A 15,711-nucleotide genomic window follows, 5' to 3' on the forward strand; every position below is an offset into this window, starting at 1 on the left:
CCCTCCTGAAAGAGACGGGGTGAGGGGGCTGGCTGTCCGGACCTTCGTCACTCCCAGGGGGACGGGGTGCCGGGTTTCCGAACAGCGCTCCCGTACGAGCGAGCGGGCCCATCTGGGCGAGGGGGCACGGAGGGCGGGCATCCGGCTTGCCCGGAGGTAGGCTGAAGGGGTCCGCATCGGGGCAGGCTCAGACCCGTTGTGCGCAGCCCAGGTTTCTTATACTGCCCTGCCAACATGTCCCGACTCCTCGCAGCGCTGATCATCCTGTTGGCGAGCGCCACCAGCGCCGCCGCCGATTTTGCGTTTTCGAACGTGCAGGGCCCGCACGGCGTCGGCCTGACGGTCCGCCAGATGTACGACTACTCGCGCGTGTACAAGCTGCGCGTGGACCCGATCACGGGTGCGGCCACCCAGGGTGAGCGTGCGCGTCCGATGCAGGTGCTGGGCTGGTACCCCACGCGGCGCCAGGGCAAACCCGTCACCTACCGCCAGTACATGGAGACGATCGCGACCGAGGAGAACTTCACGGCCGACGCGCAGGCGGTGCGCAACGCAACCGACATCTGGCTCGCGAGCCAGGGCGCCGACCCGTCGCATGGCGCAATCGCGAAGCCGATGTGGGCGGTGCGCGATGCCCCGGCACTGCCAGGCAAATATCCGGTCGTGATCTACGCGCCGAGCTTCAGCGCCAGCGCCGCCGAGAACGTGGACCTGTGCGAATATCTCGCGAGCCAGGGCTACGTCGTGCTGTCCAGCGCCTCGCTGGGAGCGCGCACGCGCTCGATGACGATCGACCTGGAGGGCCTGGAAGCGCAGGCGGCCGATATCGCATTCCTGATCGCGACCGCCCAGGCCATGCCGCAGGCGGACATGAACCGCATTGCCGTCGTCGGCTTCAGCTGGGGCGGACTTGCGAACGTACTGGCGGCAGCCAGGGACGACCGCATCGGCGCACTGGTCAGCCTGGACGGCTCGCTGCGCGGCTTCCCCGAATTCGTCAACGGCGGCAAGGACGCCGCGAAATACGTAACGCCAGCGCGTCTGGCGGTGCCGCTGCTGTACGTCGCGCGGCGCCCCGACACGCTCGAAAGCATCAACCAGCGCCAGATCGACACCCGCTTCAACCTGATGAACCAGATGAAGTATTCGGATGTGTACATCGTGACGATGCATCCGATGACACACCCGGACTTCTCCTCGATTCACCTGCGCTTCGCGCCGGAGCGCGAGTTCGAGGAGTATTCGCGCGATGAGGTGGCGCTCGCGCACAGCTGGACGGCGCGCTACGTCCATCAGTTCCTCGATGCCTATCTGAAGAACGATACGGCCGCGCGCACCTTCATGAACAATTCCGCCGCCGCGAACAAGGTACCACGCCACATGCTGACGCTCGACGTGCGCCGCGGCGACGACACGCCACCCACACTGGAAACGTTCGTGCGCACGCTGGGCAAGGAAGGCTTCGCGCGGGCCATTCCCACCTACGACGCGCTGCATGCGAAGTCCGAAACCTTCCGGCTCGAGGACTCGCAGATCAACACATGGGGCTACCAGTTGCTGCGCGGCGGCCGAGGCAAGGATGCAGTGGAGATCTTCAAGCTCGGCATCCACATCTATCCGGACAACGCGAACCTGTTCGACAGCCTGGCCGAAGCGCAGGAAAAGACGGGGGACCGTGACCAGGCGATCCGCAACTACCGGCGCTCACTGGAACTGAACCCGAAAAACGGCAACGCGGTCGAACACCTGAAAGCGCTGGGGAATACCGCGGGCGCCCAGCCCTGAGAGTGGCACCAGGTATGGGCAGAGATTGCCATACGTCATCGCGTGGTAGAGGTGCTCAGTCCCGGGCGTCCACAGCGGCTTCTGTGCTACCTCTCCAAGCCCTGCACGTGGATCGCAGGCCCCTGGACCGGATTGGCTGTCGTCGCTCGACGGTGGTGGTCAGCCCGGCAACTTTGCCGCACCGCGCGTGTAGGTGGCGGAGCGCAGGAATGCGATCATGTCGAAGTCCGCGACGCTTTCCGGGGTCAGCGGCTCATAGGGGACAAGGGGATGCTTGCTGCGGGTCCGTATCGGAGGCACCGCGCCCTTATAGAGTCCTTTGCCGCGATGGGCCGGAATGAAGCAATCCGACTGCCGCGCCATCAACCGCGCCTCGATGCTGCCGGCCTCGGGCGCGCCGATGAGGTTGGCCTCGGACGTCCCCAGGGCTCCCCCGATCACGGCGAAACGCGCGCCGAACAGCTGGTCGAGATGCGCACCCGTCGGCCAGAATTCATACCAGGGCAGCTTCGTCCTGGTCCGCCGAAGATGGGCGCTGTGCAGGTAGACCAACACCTTTCCACGCGTCTTTTCGCGCTCGGAGATGTGGACGAGATACTCAGCGGCCATCGCGTCGCGCATGCCGACAAGGTTGTCGAGCGACTCTCGCCGCGCCAGTGCCGCGTGAATGGCGAGAAGATGCTGGGCGACGGTGACGTGCTGCAGCGCCTCTCCAAAGGATTCGCGATCGCTTTTGGCCACAAGCTCCGGGCGGCGCACGCTGAGTTCGGAGGCGAGCTCTTCCGTCGCCACCCGAAGCGCCGAAGCCCTGGGCGAAAGGCCGAACTTCCCCGCATCGTTGGCGCCGGCCGGCGCGTCTCTGCCCACAATCTGCTGCGCGGTGTCGCCGCCCAAAATCCGCGTCAGGATCTCCTTGTGGACGACGGCGGCCGAGTCTTCCCAGTCCGCGTCCGCGCCCAGCAGCGGCTCCATGATGGTCTTGTGCCTGGCGGCGGTCACCGGGTCGACCGATCTCAGATAGGCGAGCGCGAATTCGAGCGCCTGCCGCGGACTTTCCGTCGCCTCGCCTTCCGACGGAACGGTCCCATAGAGGCTGAGCTTCACCGCATTCGCCGGATCGGAATTGTAGCGCTTCATCCACTCCACGAGTTCGCGATTGGCGGCATATTTCCCGGAGCCGTAGCTGAAACCCTTGTCTTCGATGGCCTCGTAAGTCGCCGATCCGCGGCCTGCGACATAGTCGTCGACGAGCCGCGCGCGCATGTAGTTGGTCTCGAGCGTGATGGCGCTGAAGCCATGGGCTTCGACGAGCCGCTGGAACAGGCGATTGCGGAGGAGCAGGAATTCTTCGCCACCGTGCAGAGCCTCGCCAAAACCGAGAAGCGAAACCTGATCGCCGAGACGGGACATCATCCGGTCGACGGCGGCGCCGAAACTTTTGTCCAACGAAAACGGGAGCGCCTCGCGGGCGATCCATTCGTCTAGCGACGCGAACCTGACCGATCCAGCGGACGACCCGGACCGGGCGAAAGCGGCGCCAGGGGCCAGGGCTGCGAGGCCGAGGGCGGTCGTGGCCGCCAGGAATGATCGACGACCGAAATCTTGAATTTGTTCTTCCGGATTCTGCGTGCTCATGGAGTGCTCCAAGGCTGGCCAGCGCACCATCGCCGGCGACCTGGGCGACCCCATGAGCACCTCCCATGCCAATGCCCCTCTCCCTCCTGAAAGGAGGCGGGGTGAGGGGGGCTGGCTGTCCGGACCTCCGTCACTCCCAGGGGGCGGGGTGCCGGGTTTCCGGACAGTGCCCCCCGTGGGGGCTGGCGGGCCCGTCTGGGCGAGGGATCACGAAGGGCGTGCATCCGGCTTGCAGCTCGGACGTAGGATGAAGGAGTCCGCCCCCCGAGGAGACGCCGTGAAACCCTCCCCCGCCTCCCCGCCACCGAGCGGCCTCGAGCAGGTGCAGCGCGAGGCCTTCGCCCGCCAATTCATGCGCATGGCGCGCATCCGCATCTACATGACGCCGCCGTCCCTCCTCCTCCTCTTCTATTTCCTCGTGCAAGAGCCGGCGGTCTGGCGCAAGTGGCTGCTCGGGGGGATGCTGGGACTCTGGTTGGTGATCGACGGCATCGAGATTCACCACTACCTGCGCCGCACGCCGCGCCAGAAACTCAAGTTCACCTCCTTCATCGGCGTCGGCCTCCCGTTTCATTGGGGCATGCTCCTGGTGACGGGCGGGCTCGAGGGACCGCTCACGCCGGCGCTGCTCCTCGTGAGCTTCTTCACCACCCTCTTCACCACCACTCGAGGTGCGTGGGTTCTCGCGCTCTTGTATGTGGCGACGCTGTGGGGGCTGGCCGCGGTCTCCATCACCGGGGTGGTGCCGGACCTGCTGCCGCAGCTCTACGGGGGCGGTGCACGGGCCGGGCACAATAACGCCCTGCTGCTGTCCCACGTGACGGTGCTGAGCGTGCTGGTGGCGTATTCCGCCGGCGGTGGCTCCATCCTGCGGGGCATCTTCCAGGGCATGGTGAAGGACGCGCTGGCCGCGCGCGACGAGACGCTGCGCATCCACACCGAGGCCATCGACACGCTCACCCGGCTCAGCGGGGAGATTGCCCACGAGCTGAAGAATCCGCTGGCCAGCGTGAAGGGCCTGGCCACCATGGTGGCGCGGGACGTGGAGGGCAAGCCAGCCGAGCGTCTGGCGGTGCTGCGGCGCGAGGTGGACCGGATGCAGGAGATTCTGGAGGGCTTCCTCAACTTCTCCCGGCCCCTGCTCCCGCTCAACGAGCAGCGCACCTCGCTGGAGGCGTTGTGCCGGCAGGTGGTGGAGCTGCACGAGGGCATGGCGGGCGAGCGGGGCGTGGGTCTGCGCCTCTTCGCCGAGCGGCCGGTGGCCGTCTGGTGCGATCCGCGCAAGGTGACGCAGGTGCTCATCAACCTGGTGCAGAACGCACTGGAGGCCGCCCCTCGCGGGAGCACGGTGGAGCTGGTGGTGCTGTCCGTGCCCGAGGGCGGCGGACGGGTGGAGGTGCGCGACCAGGGGCCGGGGATCGCGCCCGAGGTGCGCGGGCGTGTCTTCGAGCCGGGCGTCACCACGAAACTCCAGGGCAACGGGCTGGGGCTGGCCCTGGCGCGAGCGCTGGCGCGGCAGCACGGCGGCGAACTGGAGCTCCACCCGCGCGAGGGCGGCGGCTGCGTGGCCGAACTGGTGCTGCCCGCGAAGCTGCCGCCTCAGCAGTCGAGGACGGAGGCCATGGCATGAAGGCGCGAGTGCTGGTGGCGGACGACGACGCGGGCGTGCGCTACACGCTGCGTGGGCTGCTCGAGGATGACGGGTTCGAGGTGGAGGAGGTGGGGGACGGCGAGGCCGCGCTGCAGCGGCTGGCCGCCGAGCCCCCGGTGGACCTGGTCATCAGCGACCTGCGGATGCCGAAGGTGGACGGAATGGAGTTGCTGCGTCGGGGGCGCGCGCTCTCGCCCGTCCCGCGCGTCATCCTCATCACCGCGCACGGCAGCGAGCGGCACGCGGTGGAGGCCATGAAGCTCGGCGCGCTGGACTACTTCCGCAAGCCCTTCGAGGTGGATGACGTGCTGGCGGTGGTGCGCCGGGCGCTGGGCACCCTTCGGCTGGAGGCGGAGAACGAGCGGCTGGCGAGTGAGGTGAACCTGCTGCGCTCGCTCGTCTTCGTCTCGCCGGCGATGAGCCGGCTGGCGCTGCTGGTGAAGCGGGTGGGGCCGCGCGACGTGACGGTCCTCATCACCGGCGAGAGCGGCACGGGCAAGGAGCGCATCGCCGAGGCGCTGGTTCGCGCCTCCGCCCGGGCGGACCGGCCCTTCGTGCGCTTCAACTGCGCGGCCCTCACCCCCGAGCTCGCCGAGGCGGAGCTGTTCGGCCATACCCGGGGGGCCTTCACCGGAGCGGTGCGCGCGCGGCAGGGCCTGTTCCGCGAGGCGGACGGCGGCACGCTGCTGCTCGACGAAGTGGGCGAGTTGGACCCAGCCGCCCAGGCCAAGCTGCTGCGCGTGCTACAGGAGGGCGAGGTGCGGCCGGTGGGGGAGGACCGGGCCTGGCCGGTGGACGTCCGCATCCTGGCGGCCACCCACCGAGACCTCGCGCAGCGGGTGAAGGAGGGACGCTTCCGGGAGGATCTCTTCTACCGGCTGAAGGTGGTGAACCTGCACGTGCCGCCGCTGCGGGAGCGGCCGGAGGACCTCGCCGCGCTGGCGAAGCACTTCCTCACGCGTTTCGCCGAGCGCTTCCACGTGCCGGCGGTGCAGGTGACGCCGGAGCTGATGGCGCGGCTGACGGCGTGGAAGTGGCCGGGCAACGTGCGCGAGCTGGAGAATGCGCTGGAGAGCGCGGTGGCCATGAGCCCGGATGGGATGCTGGACCTGTCGCTGCTGCCGGGAGGGCCGGGGCAGGAGCACCGCGAGGGAGCGCCGCGAGCGGGCCTCAAGGAGAAGGTGGAGGCGTACGAGCGGGCCCTCATCGTCGCCGCGCTGGAGGAGGCCCACGGCAACCGCAGCGAGGCGGCGCGGCTGCTGGACATCGGCCGCGCCACCCTGCACGACAAGCTGAGGAAGTACGGCCTGGCGCGCGAGGAGGAGGCGGAGTAGGGCGGCGCCGGTGGGGGCGGCCCGGATCCTCAGAACATGTGGACGAACACCAGCTTTCCGCGTACGTGCCCTCCCTCCATCTCCCGGTGGGCCTCGGGGGCCTCCGCCAGTGTGTAGGTCCGCTGGACGGGGACCCGCAGCTTCCCCTCGGTGTGGAGCGTCACGAGCTCGGCGAGTCTCGCGGCGGAGCGCTCGGAGCTGATCCGGCGGATGCCGAGCGTGTCCGCGAGCGGATGGAACGCGATCGTCCCGAGCCGTTGCCTGTCCTTCACGAGCGCGAGCGATGCGTGGAGTGCTTCCTCGGAGCCGACGGCCACCAGGGCCGCGTCCACGCCCCGGGGCGCGACGGCGCGCACCCGCTCGACGAGCCCGTCGCCGTACACCACCGGGATGGCTCCCAGCCCACGCAGGTAGTCGTGGTTCCTCTCCCTGGCGGTGCCGATGACGGTCGCCCCCCGCGCCCTGGCGAGCTGCACGGCGAGCGACCCGACGCCACCCGCCGCGGCGTGGATGAGCACCGTGTCGCCCTCCCCAACGCCGAGCTGCGCGAGCGCGGTCGAGGCCGTCTGCCCAGAGGCCGGGAGCGCCCCGGCCTCCGCCCACGGCATGCCCGCGGGTTTGCCGACGAGCTGCTCGACGCCCACCACCACGTGCTCGGCGTACGACTCGAGCACCGCCCAGCCGAGGACCTCGCTGCCGACGGTGAATCCCGTGACACCCTCCCCGACGGCATCGACGATGCCGGCGAAGTCGTTGCCGAGGCGCTGGGGGAACTTCGCGGGCATCCGCTGGCGCATCGCGCCGCTCCGGAAGAGGCAGTCGAAGGGTTGGATTCCGGCGGCCTTGACCCGTACCCGGACCTTCCCGGCACCGGGCAGGGGAGGGGCTGTATCGATGAGGTGGAGGACCTCCGGGGGACCGTATTCGGTGAAGACCAATGCCTTGCTCATGGGGGGCTCCTGACATCCCCGGGAGCCCGCGGGCCCTCGAGGAGACACAAAAATATCTAGTCGCTAGAAATTTTCTGTCAATGAAAGTTCAGGGGCGAGCGCGTTGCGGGGTGGGGCCCGCGGAAGTAGGTTCCGAATCCGAGGACGAGGATGTCGAGCGAACCAGGGCTGAGAGAGAGGAAGAAGCGAGAGACGCGCCGGCTGCTCGCCGAGGTGGCTACCCGGCTGTTCGCGGAGCGTGGCTTCGACGAGGTGACGGTCGCGGACATCGCGGCGGCGGCGAACGTGTCGGACAAGACGGTGTTCAATTACTTCGCGACGAAGGAGGACCTGGTTCTCAACGGCCGAGAGGAGATAGAGGCCGAGCTCATCCAGGCCGTGCGCGAGAGGGAGCTCCGGGAGCCGGTGCTCGCGGTGGTTCGCCGGCACACGCTGGCGGTCGCGGAGCGGATGAATGCGCTTCCGGCCGAGCGGCGCGCCGCCTTCCGCAAGGTCGTGCAGAGCACGCCGAGCGTGCATGCCCGCATCCGCCAGATGTCGCTCCAGTCCGAGGAGCAGCTCGCGCGGATTCTCGCGGAACAGACGGGCGCCTCGGCCATCGACCCGACCCCACGCGTGGTCGCGAGCATCATCGGCGTGCTGACACGGCTGGGCTATGGCGTGACGGGGTGGCCCGAGGGAAAGCGCAGGAGCCACGCCGAAACCCTCGCGAGCATCGCCACGGCCTTCGACCTCTGCGCGCAGGGGCTGGCGGAGTATGGCGCGCGAGGGCAACCCTGAGAGGAGAGAGGACCCCTCTCAGTAGCAGTCCAGGCCCCCCATCTACTGGATGGGCTCGAGGACGATGACGCGAGCGTCGAGAGTCGCGTCGAGCACCGACACGGTACCGCTGGGGCTGATCCGTCCGATGATCCTGGCGCCGTCGCTCATACGGAGCGCGTTGAACGTCAGCTCTCCATCGGGAGCCGCGGCCATCTCCGAGACGTCGTACTCGCCCGGGGGCAGCAGATTCGAGACCGCATCCGTCGTGGCGTCGACCTTGATCAACAGAGGGGTGCCGTTCTTGTCGTTTCCTGACAGGTAGTAGGAATCACCGGTCTCGGCCACACGCTTCACCATCGCGAGCGGGAGTCCTTCCACCCGGCGCGGCGTCCCGGAAGGGTTGTAGACCTCTTGGACATTGGCGTCCCAGGTGCTCACGAGCAGGAGCCGGTTCGAGGTGCGGATCTGATAGCTCGACGTGGGAGAGAAGGCGTAGGTCGAGATGTCGGTCGTTCCATAGTCACCCACGGAGACGTTGTTGTTCGCATCGATGCCGAGGCGCTGGATGTGCTTCGCATCGAACGACCAGTAGGCGAACCGGCCTTCGAGGTCGACCCAGTAGGACGTCATCCCCGCGGGCAGGTTGAAGAAACCGCCGGACAACTTCTTGAGCCGGCTGACCTTGACCCGAGCATCGCCCTGCGAATAGCCCGCGTAGAGGACGTTGCCGGCCGGATCGACCGCGAAGCCGAACACCTCCTCGTCGACGGGGGTATGGACCGTTCTCTTGATGGCGAGAGGATCCTGCACATCGAGGCGGATGAGCTGGACGACCGGGGAGCTGGCCCTGCCCTGGTCGTTGTCCCTGGCCAGGTAGTACAGATTGCCCGCGGTGTCCGACGTGACGGTTGGACTGTTGATGAAGTTCTGCTGCTGGGGCAGGGGATAGCCCGCGAGCTCCAGCGAGAAGGCGGTGCCATCACCCTTCGCGACGAGGTAACAGGCCTGTAGGTTGTAGATGTCACTTCCGAAGCAGACGATGACGTAGTCGCGGCTGGCATTGTAGACAGCCACCGGAGTCTGGATGTCCGTCACCTCGAGACCCGCCTCGTCCCGGTAGGTGACTTCCTGGATCGCCCCGCTCTCCGTGATCTTGAACAGCTTGCGGGCCTGTACGGCGTCGCCATTGGAGAGCTGGTGGGCCGTCGACGTCTCCGCGACGAACAACGCCCGCGCGTTCACGACATTGATGGCCGACAGCCGAGAGACGTTGCCTCTTCCCGGCGTTGGCGGTTTCACATCCTCCGTGGCGGTGTCTCCCCCGCAGCCCCAGCAGAGCAGCGCGGCGAGCCCTACGGCGAGCACGGACAGGCCATGTCCCGACCGCCTGATGAACATGGACGGTTCGGACTGGAGGATCGGCGACTTCTTCAGCGACTTCTTCACGGTTTTTCCCCTCGGACGCGCGGCGCGCTGTTGGTGCAACAGCGTGGCGTCAGGCACGAGAGACTGGATGATGCGGTGGCGTCCATGCAAGTACCGACGTCCTCGGATCTCCAGAAACCCCGCCTCCGGTAGGTCCGGGGGCGGGGCATGACGGGCAGGGGAGCCTGCCTCACTCGCCGGCTACTGGCCGTCGAGCTTGCCGTCCAGGTTGCGGTCGAGCGCGATGCGCACGCCAGAGCCCGGCGGAACCGCGGTGAAGGTCACCTCCTGGCCCGCCTTGGTCGCCAGCGCGCGGAGGGTCGTGGTGGTGATGTTCGCGGTGCCGTCGTCGGGCTTCCACGTCCCCGCGCCGCGGTCGTAGAGGTAGCCCTTCGCCTTGCCGGCCACGACCGTCTTCGCCACCAGGTCGGCCTCGTAGGTGGAGCCGCCCAGGGCCTTCGACACGAACGGCGCCCGGGCGCGCGCGACGAGCAGGTCGATGCGCGAGCCGACGGCGGCGGCGTTCGTCGACGTGAGTGTCACCTGCTGGCCCACGATGGGCGCCAGGTCGGAGTCCACCGCCAGCATGAAGGCCTCCACGTTGCGGCGGTCGGTGTCTCCCGGGAAGCCCACCAGAGGCCCACCGACGCTGGTGTTGGAGAACACGATGGCGCTGAAGAAGCGGAACAGGGTGTCCACCGCGCCGTCATGCGTGAAGCCGAAGCCGCGGATCTGGTCTCCCAGCTGTCCCGTCTCCGGGTGCTGGAAGAAGCTGCTGTCCGGGAAGCCGAACATGCCGACCTTCGTGTACATGTTCCGCACGTGGGGAATCTTCATGATCTGGCTGATTCCCTCGAAGCTCGAGCGGCCGTCGGTGCCGTAGAAGCCCTGCGAGGCGTCGATGGTGTGGCAGCCGTTGCAGTTGAAGCCGGTGTCCGTGCCGATCGCCAGGCCGTCCACGCGACGGCTGCCGAAGTAGAAGTCGCGGCCGGCCTGCTGGGCGGTGGTGAGCGAGTTGTCCAGCTTGCGGATGGGGTTGGGCGGCAGCTGCACCTGGAGCTGGAAGGCCGTGAACTTGTTCATCTCCTCCTCGGTCGGCATCGAGACGCGGCCGAGCAGCCCCTCGTACGCCACGATGAAGTTCTTGAACGACACGTCCTCCGCGTTCGAATTGACGCCGAAGAAGCCGTTCGAGCGGTCGCCTCGCCAGTGCATGGCGCCCGAGTTCGCCATGCCGCGCAGGGTCTGCGTCGTCATGGGCCCCTTCATCGGGTGGAAGGCGTGCTGGTCGCCGGTGCCGTTGATGGGCGAGCTCGGGTGACCGGTGAGCACCTGGAACGCGCCGATCGCCAGATCGGTCGCGAGGCGCTTGTCGATGGGGTTGGTGGACACCTCGTCGTCCGGGTTGCCCAGATCCCAGGCGAGCTCGTCCTTGTCTCCGAAGATGTGGCAACTGGCGCAGGACGCCTCGCCGTTGGCGGAGGAGAAGTTCGCGTCGTACAGGAAGGGACGGCCCTCCACGACGGTGGCGGGCTCCGGATTGTAGAGGGCGGCCGAGGTCACCTGCTTCCGGGTGGCGAGGTCGATGACCTTCACCGCGTTGTCGAAGCGGGTCATCACGTAGAGACGGTTGCGCGCCTCGTCCAGCACCAGGCCGCTGGGGCCGCCGCCGCTCACCGGGATGTAGTTGGCGCTCGCGGTCTTCGGGTTGAAGGTGTCGGCCTCCAGCGCCGCGGTGTCGAAGACACCGACCTTGTTCGAGCTGAACGCGGCCACGTACAGCTTCGTGCCGTCACCCGAGATCACCATCTCCGTCGGGGTGGAGAGGCTGTGATTCTTGGCCGTGGGATCGAACCCGGTGGAGTTGGCCAGCTTCGAGTAGTCGATGTGCTTGTTGAGGTGGCGGGGGTAGACGGAGCCTCCGGAGATGACGGTGATGCGCATCTTCGCGATGTTGCCCTGCACCGTGCTGCCTCCGAAGACGCCGGGGCCCTCGAAGCGCGTGAGGTTGTTGGCTTCGCTGTTGGACGCGTACACCACGCCCGTCTTCGGGTTGGTGGCCAGGTTGAAGATGCTCGTGCCCACGCCCGTGTAGAAGGCCTTCTGCTGCAGGCTGTCCGCGTCGATGGCGAAGACATCCTTGTCGGGCAGGTTCAGGCGCACGCCGTTGTTCCAGTTGCGGCCGAGCGTGTCCTCCCACTGGCCTTTGCTGCCGTTCCACTTGACGATCATGCCGGTCTCGGGCGCCTTCGCGCCCGCGACGTTCGTCTTCGGACCGGGCTGGCCGCCCGGAAGGAGGTTGTTGCCCCACGGCCACGTGTCGGGGAAGACGAGGCACATGCCCGAGCTCTCGAACCCGTCGCACACGCTGTCCATGTTGACGGTCGTCGTCTGGTTGCCGGACTGGGCAATGGCCGCATAGACCGTCTTCTTGTCCGGGCTGACGGCGAGGCCACGTGGCGTATCGCCGAAGAGCGTCACGATGCGCACGGGCGTGCCGCCCAGCGTCGTTCCCAGGGAGGCCGGGTTGAAGACCCAGACATCCGCGCGGCCCACGCCAGGCGTGGTGAGCTGCGGATCTCCCGCGCCGGGGACGGAGGCGATGGACGGGTCGGTGCGGTGCTGGCCGCGGTGCGCCGTGGTGATGAACGCATAGCCCTGGGTGCCAGCGAACACGACGTCGCGCGGCTCATCGCCGACGAGCAGGGTGCGCACCACGCGCGGAGTCCCTTCCAGGCTCACCACGCTGATGCTGTCCGAGAGGTGATTGACCACCCACACCTCGGTGTTGCTACGCGCGGCGACGGAGACCGGCTCGAGGCCGACCGGCACCTCGGCGACGAGCGAGAGGCCGGAGGCGGAGACCGAGAAGACCTCCAGGCGATTGTCGGGCGTGTTGACGGCGAAGAGCCGCGTCCCGTCTGGCGAGAGGGCCATCGGACGCACGTGCGCGCTATCGAACTCGATGAACGATGGCGTCTGGGCGGTGGCATTGACCGAAACCAACATCGACACGGCGGCGCACAACGAAGCGGCTCGAGCGCGCCATCTGCTCGGGCTCGCGCCCACTGGCTGGGTACCCATGGTTGGACCTCCTCGGCGGGGGTAAGCGTTGCAGTCCAGACCGCAACGGACGGGGAGTACCAAGTGACGCCGTGACATCGCCCCCACCTAAGGGAGGGGAAACACCCCAACCTGCTCGCGAAAGATCACGTTGACGCAGTGCGTCCTGGGCAGGACGGCCCTTCTCGCAATGCACCGCATCATGAGGGCTGTAAAACTCCATTTCAGCGGAAGAAGGGGAAAAGGCAAGTAATCCGTGCTCTAATTGATTCTGCAATCAGCCGTAGGGGGATGTGCCAGTGCCGAGCCTTCGAACCGCAACGAGGAGTCGTGCGTCATCGCCCTTCCTGACGGACGTCGCGGAGCATGCGGCACCGTTCGGCGAACATCTCTCGCACCTGCTGCCGACGAAGCTCTCTCCGCCGCAGACGACCTCCGTGCTGGTGGCGCGTGACGCGCCGCTGCGGAAGATGGACCGCGGCGCCGGCGGAAAGCTGGTGCTGGTGACCGCGCCGCTCGGCTGGGGCAAGACGACGCTGCTGACGCAGTGGTACCACGAAGCGCGCGCGCGGCGGCTGTTCGCGTGGCTGTCGCTGGACGAGCTGGACAACGCGCCCGAGCGGTTCTTCTCGTATCTGGTGGGGGCGATTCGCCGGGCCGCTCCGGACTTCGACGCGTACATCGCGAGCCAGCTCGACGCGCAGGTGGAGCTTCCGCTCGACCACGCCATGTCCGTTGTGCTGCGGAGCCTGTGGAACCTGGGACGCGAGCTGGTGGTGGTGCTCGACGACTTCCACGTGCTGCGCGAGCGCGCGCTGGTGCGGGCCTTCTCGTACCTGCTCGAGCACTCGCCGCCGCACGTCCACTGGGTCGTCGCGTCGCGCAGCCTGCCCGAGCTGGACCTGGCGAAGCTGAAGCTCACCGAGCAACTGGTGACGCTCGACAGCCGCGACCTGAGCCTGGATGGAGAGGCCATCCGCGAGCTGGGACAGCGCCTGTGTGACGCCGAGCTCGCGCCCGATGACGTCGAGTACCTGCTCTCCCGCACCGAGGGATGGGTCGCCGGCGTGAAGCTGGCGCTGCTGTCGGTGGGCGAGCACACGAACGTGGGTGACGCGCTGCGCAAGGCCATCGGCTCCAACCTGGACGTGGCGCGGTACCTCGCGGACGCGGTGCTGCGCGAGCAGAGCCGGGAGGTGCACGAGTTCCTGGTGCTGAGCTCGGTGGTGGACCAGCTCAACGGGGACCTCTGCAACGCGCTCCTGGGCATCACCCAGGGTCCGGCGTTGCTGGCGGACCTCGAGCGGGCGCAGCTCTTCATCCAGCCGCTCGACTCGCAGCGTCAGTGGTACCGCTACCACGCCCTGTTCCTCGACTTCCTGAGGACCCAGCTCGCGTGCGACTTCGGCGACCGCATCCCCTGGCTGCATCGGGCGGCGAGCGCGTGGTTCGCCGAGCACCAGCGGCCGGACGAGGCGTTGAAGCACGCGTTCGCCTCCAGCGACCGGAGCTGGTGCCTCGAGCTCACGGCGCGCTGCGCGGAGGCGTGGATGCGCGAGGGGGAGATCGCCTCCGTGCTGCACTGGACGGAGAAGCTGACGGCGGAGGAGATCATCCGCTCGCCAGCGATCTGCGTGGCGCACATCGCGTGCCTCATCCTCTCCCGGCGTTACGCGCGGGCCTCATCGGCGCTGCGGGATGCCCAGCACCGCCTCGCGACCGCGCACTCCGGCCCGGATCGCGAGCGGCTGTCGAAGCAGCTCGAGCGCCTCACGCTGTTGCACGCCATCCTGTCCGGCTCGGCCCAGGGCTCCGGCATCGAGCTGGACGCGTGGTCGGGCGATGAGGACTCGGACGTCTTCATGGCGGGCGCGCTGCTGGCGGCGAAGGCCTACCAGGCGCTCCGGATGAACAGGTTCGATGCGATGCGCCGGCTCGCACAGAGCGCGCGAGAGACCCTGCAGGGGCTCAACAGCCCCTTCATCAACGGCTACACGGACGTCATCATCGCGCTGGCGGACCGGGCGCAGGGCAACATGAAGGACGCGGCGGAGCGGTGTGAAGCGGCGTTCGCGCAGGCGAACCGTGGCCGGCGCAACCCGGTGTGGGTGAACGCGGCGACGGCACTGGCCAACGCCCGCTACGAGCAGAACCGGCTCGACGAGGCCGAGGCGCTCTGCCTCGAGGTGCTGCCGTTGCTGCCGCAGGCGCCCGCGTTCGAGACCTTCGCGATGGCCTACCTCGTGCTGGTCCGAATCAAGTCCATCCGCGGGAAGTACACGGAGGCCTGGCAGCTGCTGGACTACCTCCACAGCGTCCTCGAGTGCGGTCACCAGACGCGCTTCCTCGCCCATGTGTGCGGCGAGAAGATCCGGCTCGCCCTGGTGGAGCAGGCGCCGGAGCGCATGAGGGAGGTGGCGCGGGAGTTCGGCCTGGGCGAGCGCATGCGGCGCGGAGAGTGGAGCGAGCGGCGCTTCTACGACGAGACCTGGGAGCGGCTGGGGCTCGCGCAGGCGTGGGTGCTGATGGCGCGCGGGAGGTACTGCAAGGCGCACGCGCTGCTGGAGACATTGCGAGCCAGCGCCCATGACGTGGGCTACGTGTCCCGGGAGAGCGCGCTGCTGGCGGCGATCGCGGTGTGTCACTGGCGTGCCGGAGACCCCTCGGCGGCGTTCGCCGCGCTCAACCGCGGCATGGCGCTGGTGCAGCGGTTCGGCTTCAACCGGGGCGTGTTCGACGAGACGCCGGGGCTGCAGGAGATCATCGTCGCGGCCGCCACCCAGCGGAAGCTGAGCCACGTGCTACCCTCTCGCTACACCGAGCGGTTCCAGGACGTGCTGTCGGCGGGGAAGAGTGGGCCGCGGGAGTTCGCGGACCCGCCCAGCGTGCCGCTCGAGCCGCTCACGGAGCGAGAGCTCCAGATGCTCAAGCTGCTGGCGCAGGGGCTGAGCAACCAGGAGATCAGCGAGCGCTCCAACGTGGCGCTCTCCACGACGAAGTGGCACCTGCGCAACGTGTTCGCCAAGCTGGAGGTGACCACCCGCACCGCGGCCATCGTGAAGGCCCAGGAGCGACTCCACCGGAACCTGTGAGGTGCCGGTGGAGG

9 protein-coding genes are annotated in these 15,711 nt (G+C 68.1%); 5 read left to right on the top strand and 4 right to left on the bottom strand.

The annotated features are described in order from the left end of the window. Positions 1–234 precede the first annotated feature (234 nt). Positions 235–1,785, top strand: a complete 1,551-nt coding sequence (locus JRI60_RS24185; protein WP_204228250.1) for a dienelactone hydrolase family protein — start codon at positions 235–237, stop codon at positions 1,783–1,785. A 159-nt stretch (positions 1,786–1,944) separates the two neighbouring features. Here the strand turns inward: JRI60_RS24185 and JRI60_RS24190 are convergent, their stop codons facing one another. Next, positions 1,945–3,420 (bottom strand): erythromycin esterase family protein, encoded by a 1,476-nt coding sequence (locus JRI60_RS24190; protein WP_204228251.1) that lies wholly within the window; start codon positions 3,418–3,420, stop codon positions 1,945–1,947. Between the two features lie 277 nt (positions 3,421–3,697). Between JRI60_RS24190 and JRI60_RS24195 the strand changes: the two genes are divergently transcribed. Beyond that, complete coding sequence (locus JRI60_RS24195) at positions 3,698–5,050, top strand: sensor histidine kinase (protein ID WP_204228252.1); 1,353 nt, start codon at positions 3,698–3,700, stop codon at positions 5,048–5,050. Beyond that, complete coding sequence (locus JRI60_RS24200; protein WP_204228253.1) at positions 5,047–6,405, top strand: sigma-54-dependent transcriptional regulator; 1,359 nt, start codon at positions 5,047–5,049, stop codon at positions 6,403–6,405. The genes JRI60_RS24195 and JRI60_RS24200 overlap by 4 nt, the downstream gene beginning before the upstream one ends. A 29-nt stretch (positions 6,406–6,434) precedes the next feature. Here JRI60_RS24200 and JRI60_RS24205 read toward each other — a convergent pair whose 3' ends face one another. Beyond that, a complete protein-coding gene (locus tag JRI60_RS24205) occupies positions 6,435–7,355 on the bottom strand; it encodes an NADP-dependent oxidoreductase (RefSeq protein ID WP_204228254.1) in 921 nt (306 codons plus the stop codon). Positions 7,356–7,505: 150 nt separating this feature from the next. Here JRI60_RS24205 and JRI60_RS24210 point away from each other — a divergent pair, with 150 nt between their 5' ends. Then, on the top strand, positions 7,506–8,135 hold the full coding sequence (locus tag JRI60_RS24210) for a TetR/AcrR family transcriptional regulator (RefSeq protein WP_204228255.1): 630 nt from the start codon (positions 7,506–7,508) through the stop codon (positions 8,133–8,135). A 42-nt stretch (positions 8,136–8,177) separates the two neighbouring features. On the opposite strand, the gene JRI60_RS24215 is transcribed toward JRI60_RS24210, so the two are convergent. Together JRI60_RS24215 and JRI60_RS24220 are read right to left on the bottom strand one after the other, a co-directional pair. Next, positions 8,178–9,563: a hypothetical protein gene (locus tag JRI60_RS24215; protein ID WP_204228256.1), complete on the bottom strand. Its 1,386-nt coding sequence runs from the start codon at positions 9,561–9,563 to the stop codon at positions 8,178–8,180. A 180-nt stretch (positions 9,564–9,743) separates the two neighbouring features. Then, positions 9,744–12,626, bottom strand: coding sequence for a YncE family protein (locus tag JRI60_RS24220; protein ID WP_204228257.1), 2,883 nt, complete (start codon positions 12,624–12,626; stop codon positions 9,744–9,746). A gap of 278 nt (positions 12,627–12,904) precedes the next feature. On the opposite strand from JRI60_RS24220, the gene JRI60_RS24225 reads away from it, so the two are divergent. Next, entirely contained in the window at positions 12,905–15,697 is a 2,793-nt protein-coding gene (locus tag JRI60_RS24225; RefSeq protein WP_239470698.1) for a LuxR C-terminal-related transcriptional regulator, read from the top strand. The last annotated feature ends 14 nt before the right edge of the window (positions 15,698–15,711 follow it).

It is taken from the genome of Archangium violaceum, from assembly GCF_016887565.1.
Lineage (GTDB): Bacteria > Myxococcota > Myxococcia > Myxococcales > Myxococcaceae > Archangium > Archangium violaceum_B.

Bases quoted from the DNA above. Each gene is read 5' to 3' on its own strand.
- JRI60_RS24185 (WP_204228250.1), top strand. From the start codon at position 235: ATGTCCCGACTCCTCGCAGCGCTGATCATCCTGTTGGCGAGCGCCACC.
- JRI60_RS24200 (WP_204228253.1), top strand. From the start codon at position 5,047: ATGAAGGCGCGAGTGCTGGTGGCGGACGACGACGCGGGCGTGCGCTAC.
- JRI60_RS24210 (WP_204228255.1), top strand. From the start codon at position 7,506: ATGTCGAGCGAACCAGGGCTGAGAGAGAGGAAGAAGCGAGAGACGCGC.
- JRI60_RS24190 (WP_204228251.1), bottom strand. From the start codon at position 3,420: ATGAGCACGCAGAATCCGGAAGAACAAATTCAAGATTTCGGTCGTCGA.
- JRI60_RS24205 (WP_204228254.1), bottom strand. From the start codon at position 7,355: ATGAGCAAGGCATTGGTCTTCACCGAATACGGTCCCCCGGAGGTCCTC.
- JRI60_RS24220 (WP_204228257.1), bottom strand. From the start codon at position 12,626: ATGGGTACCCAGCCAGTGGGCGCGAGCCCGAGCAGATGGCGCGCTCGA.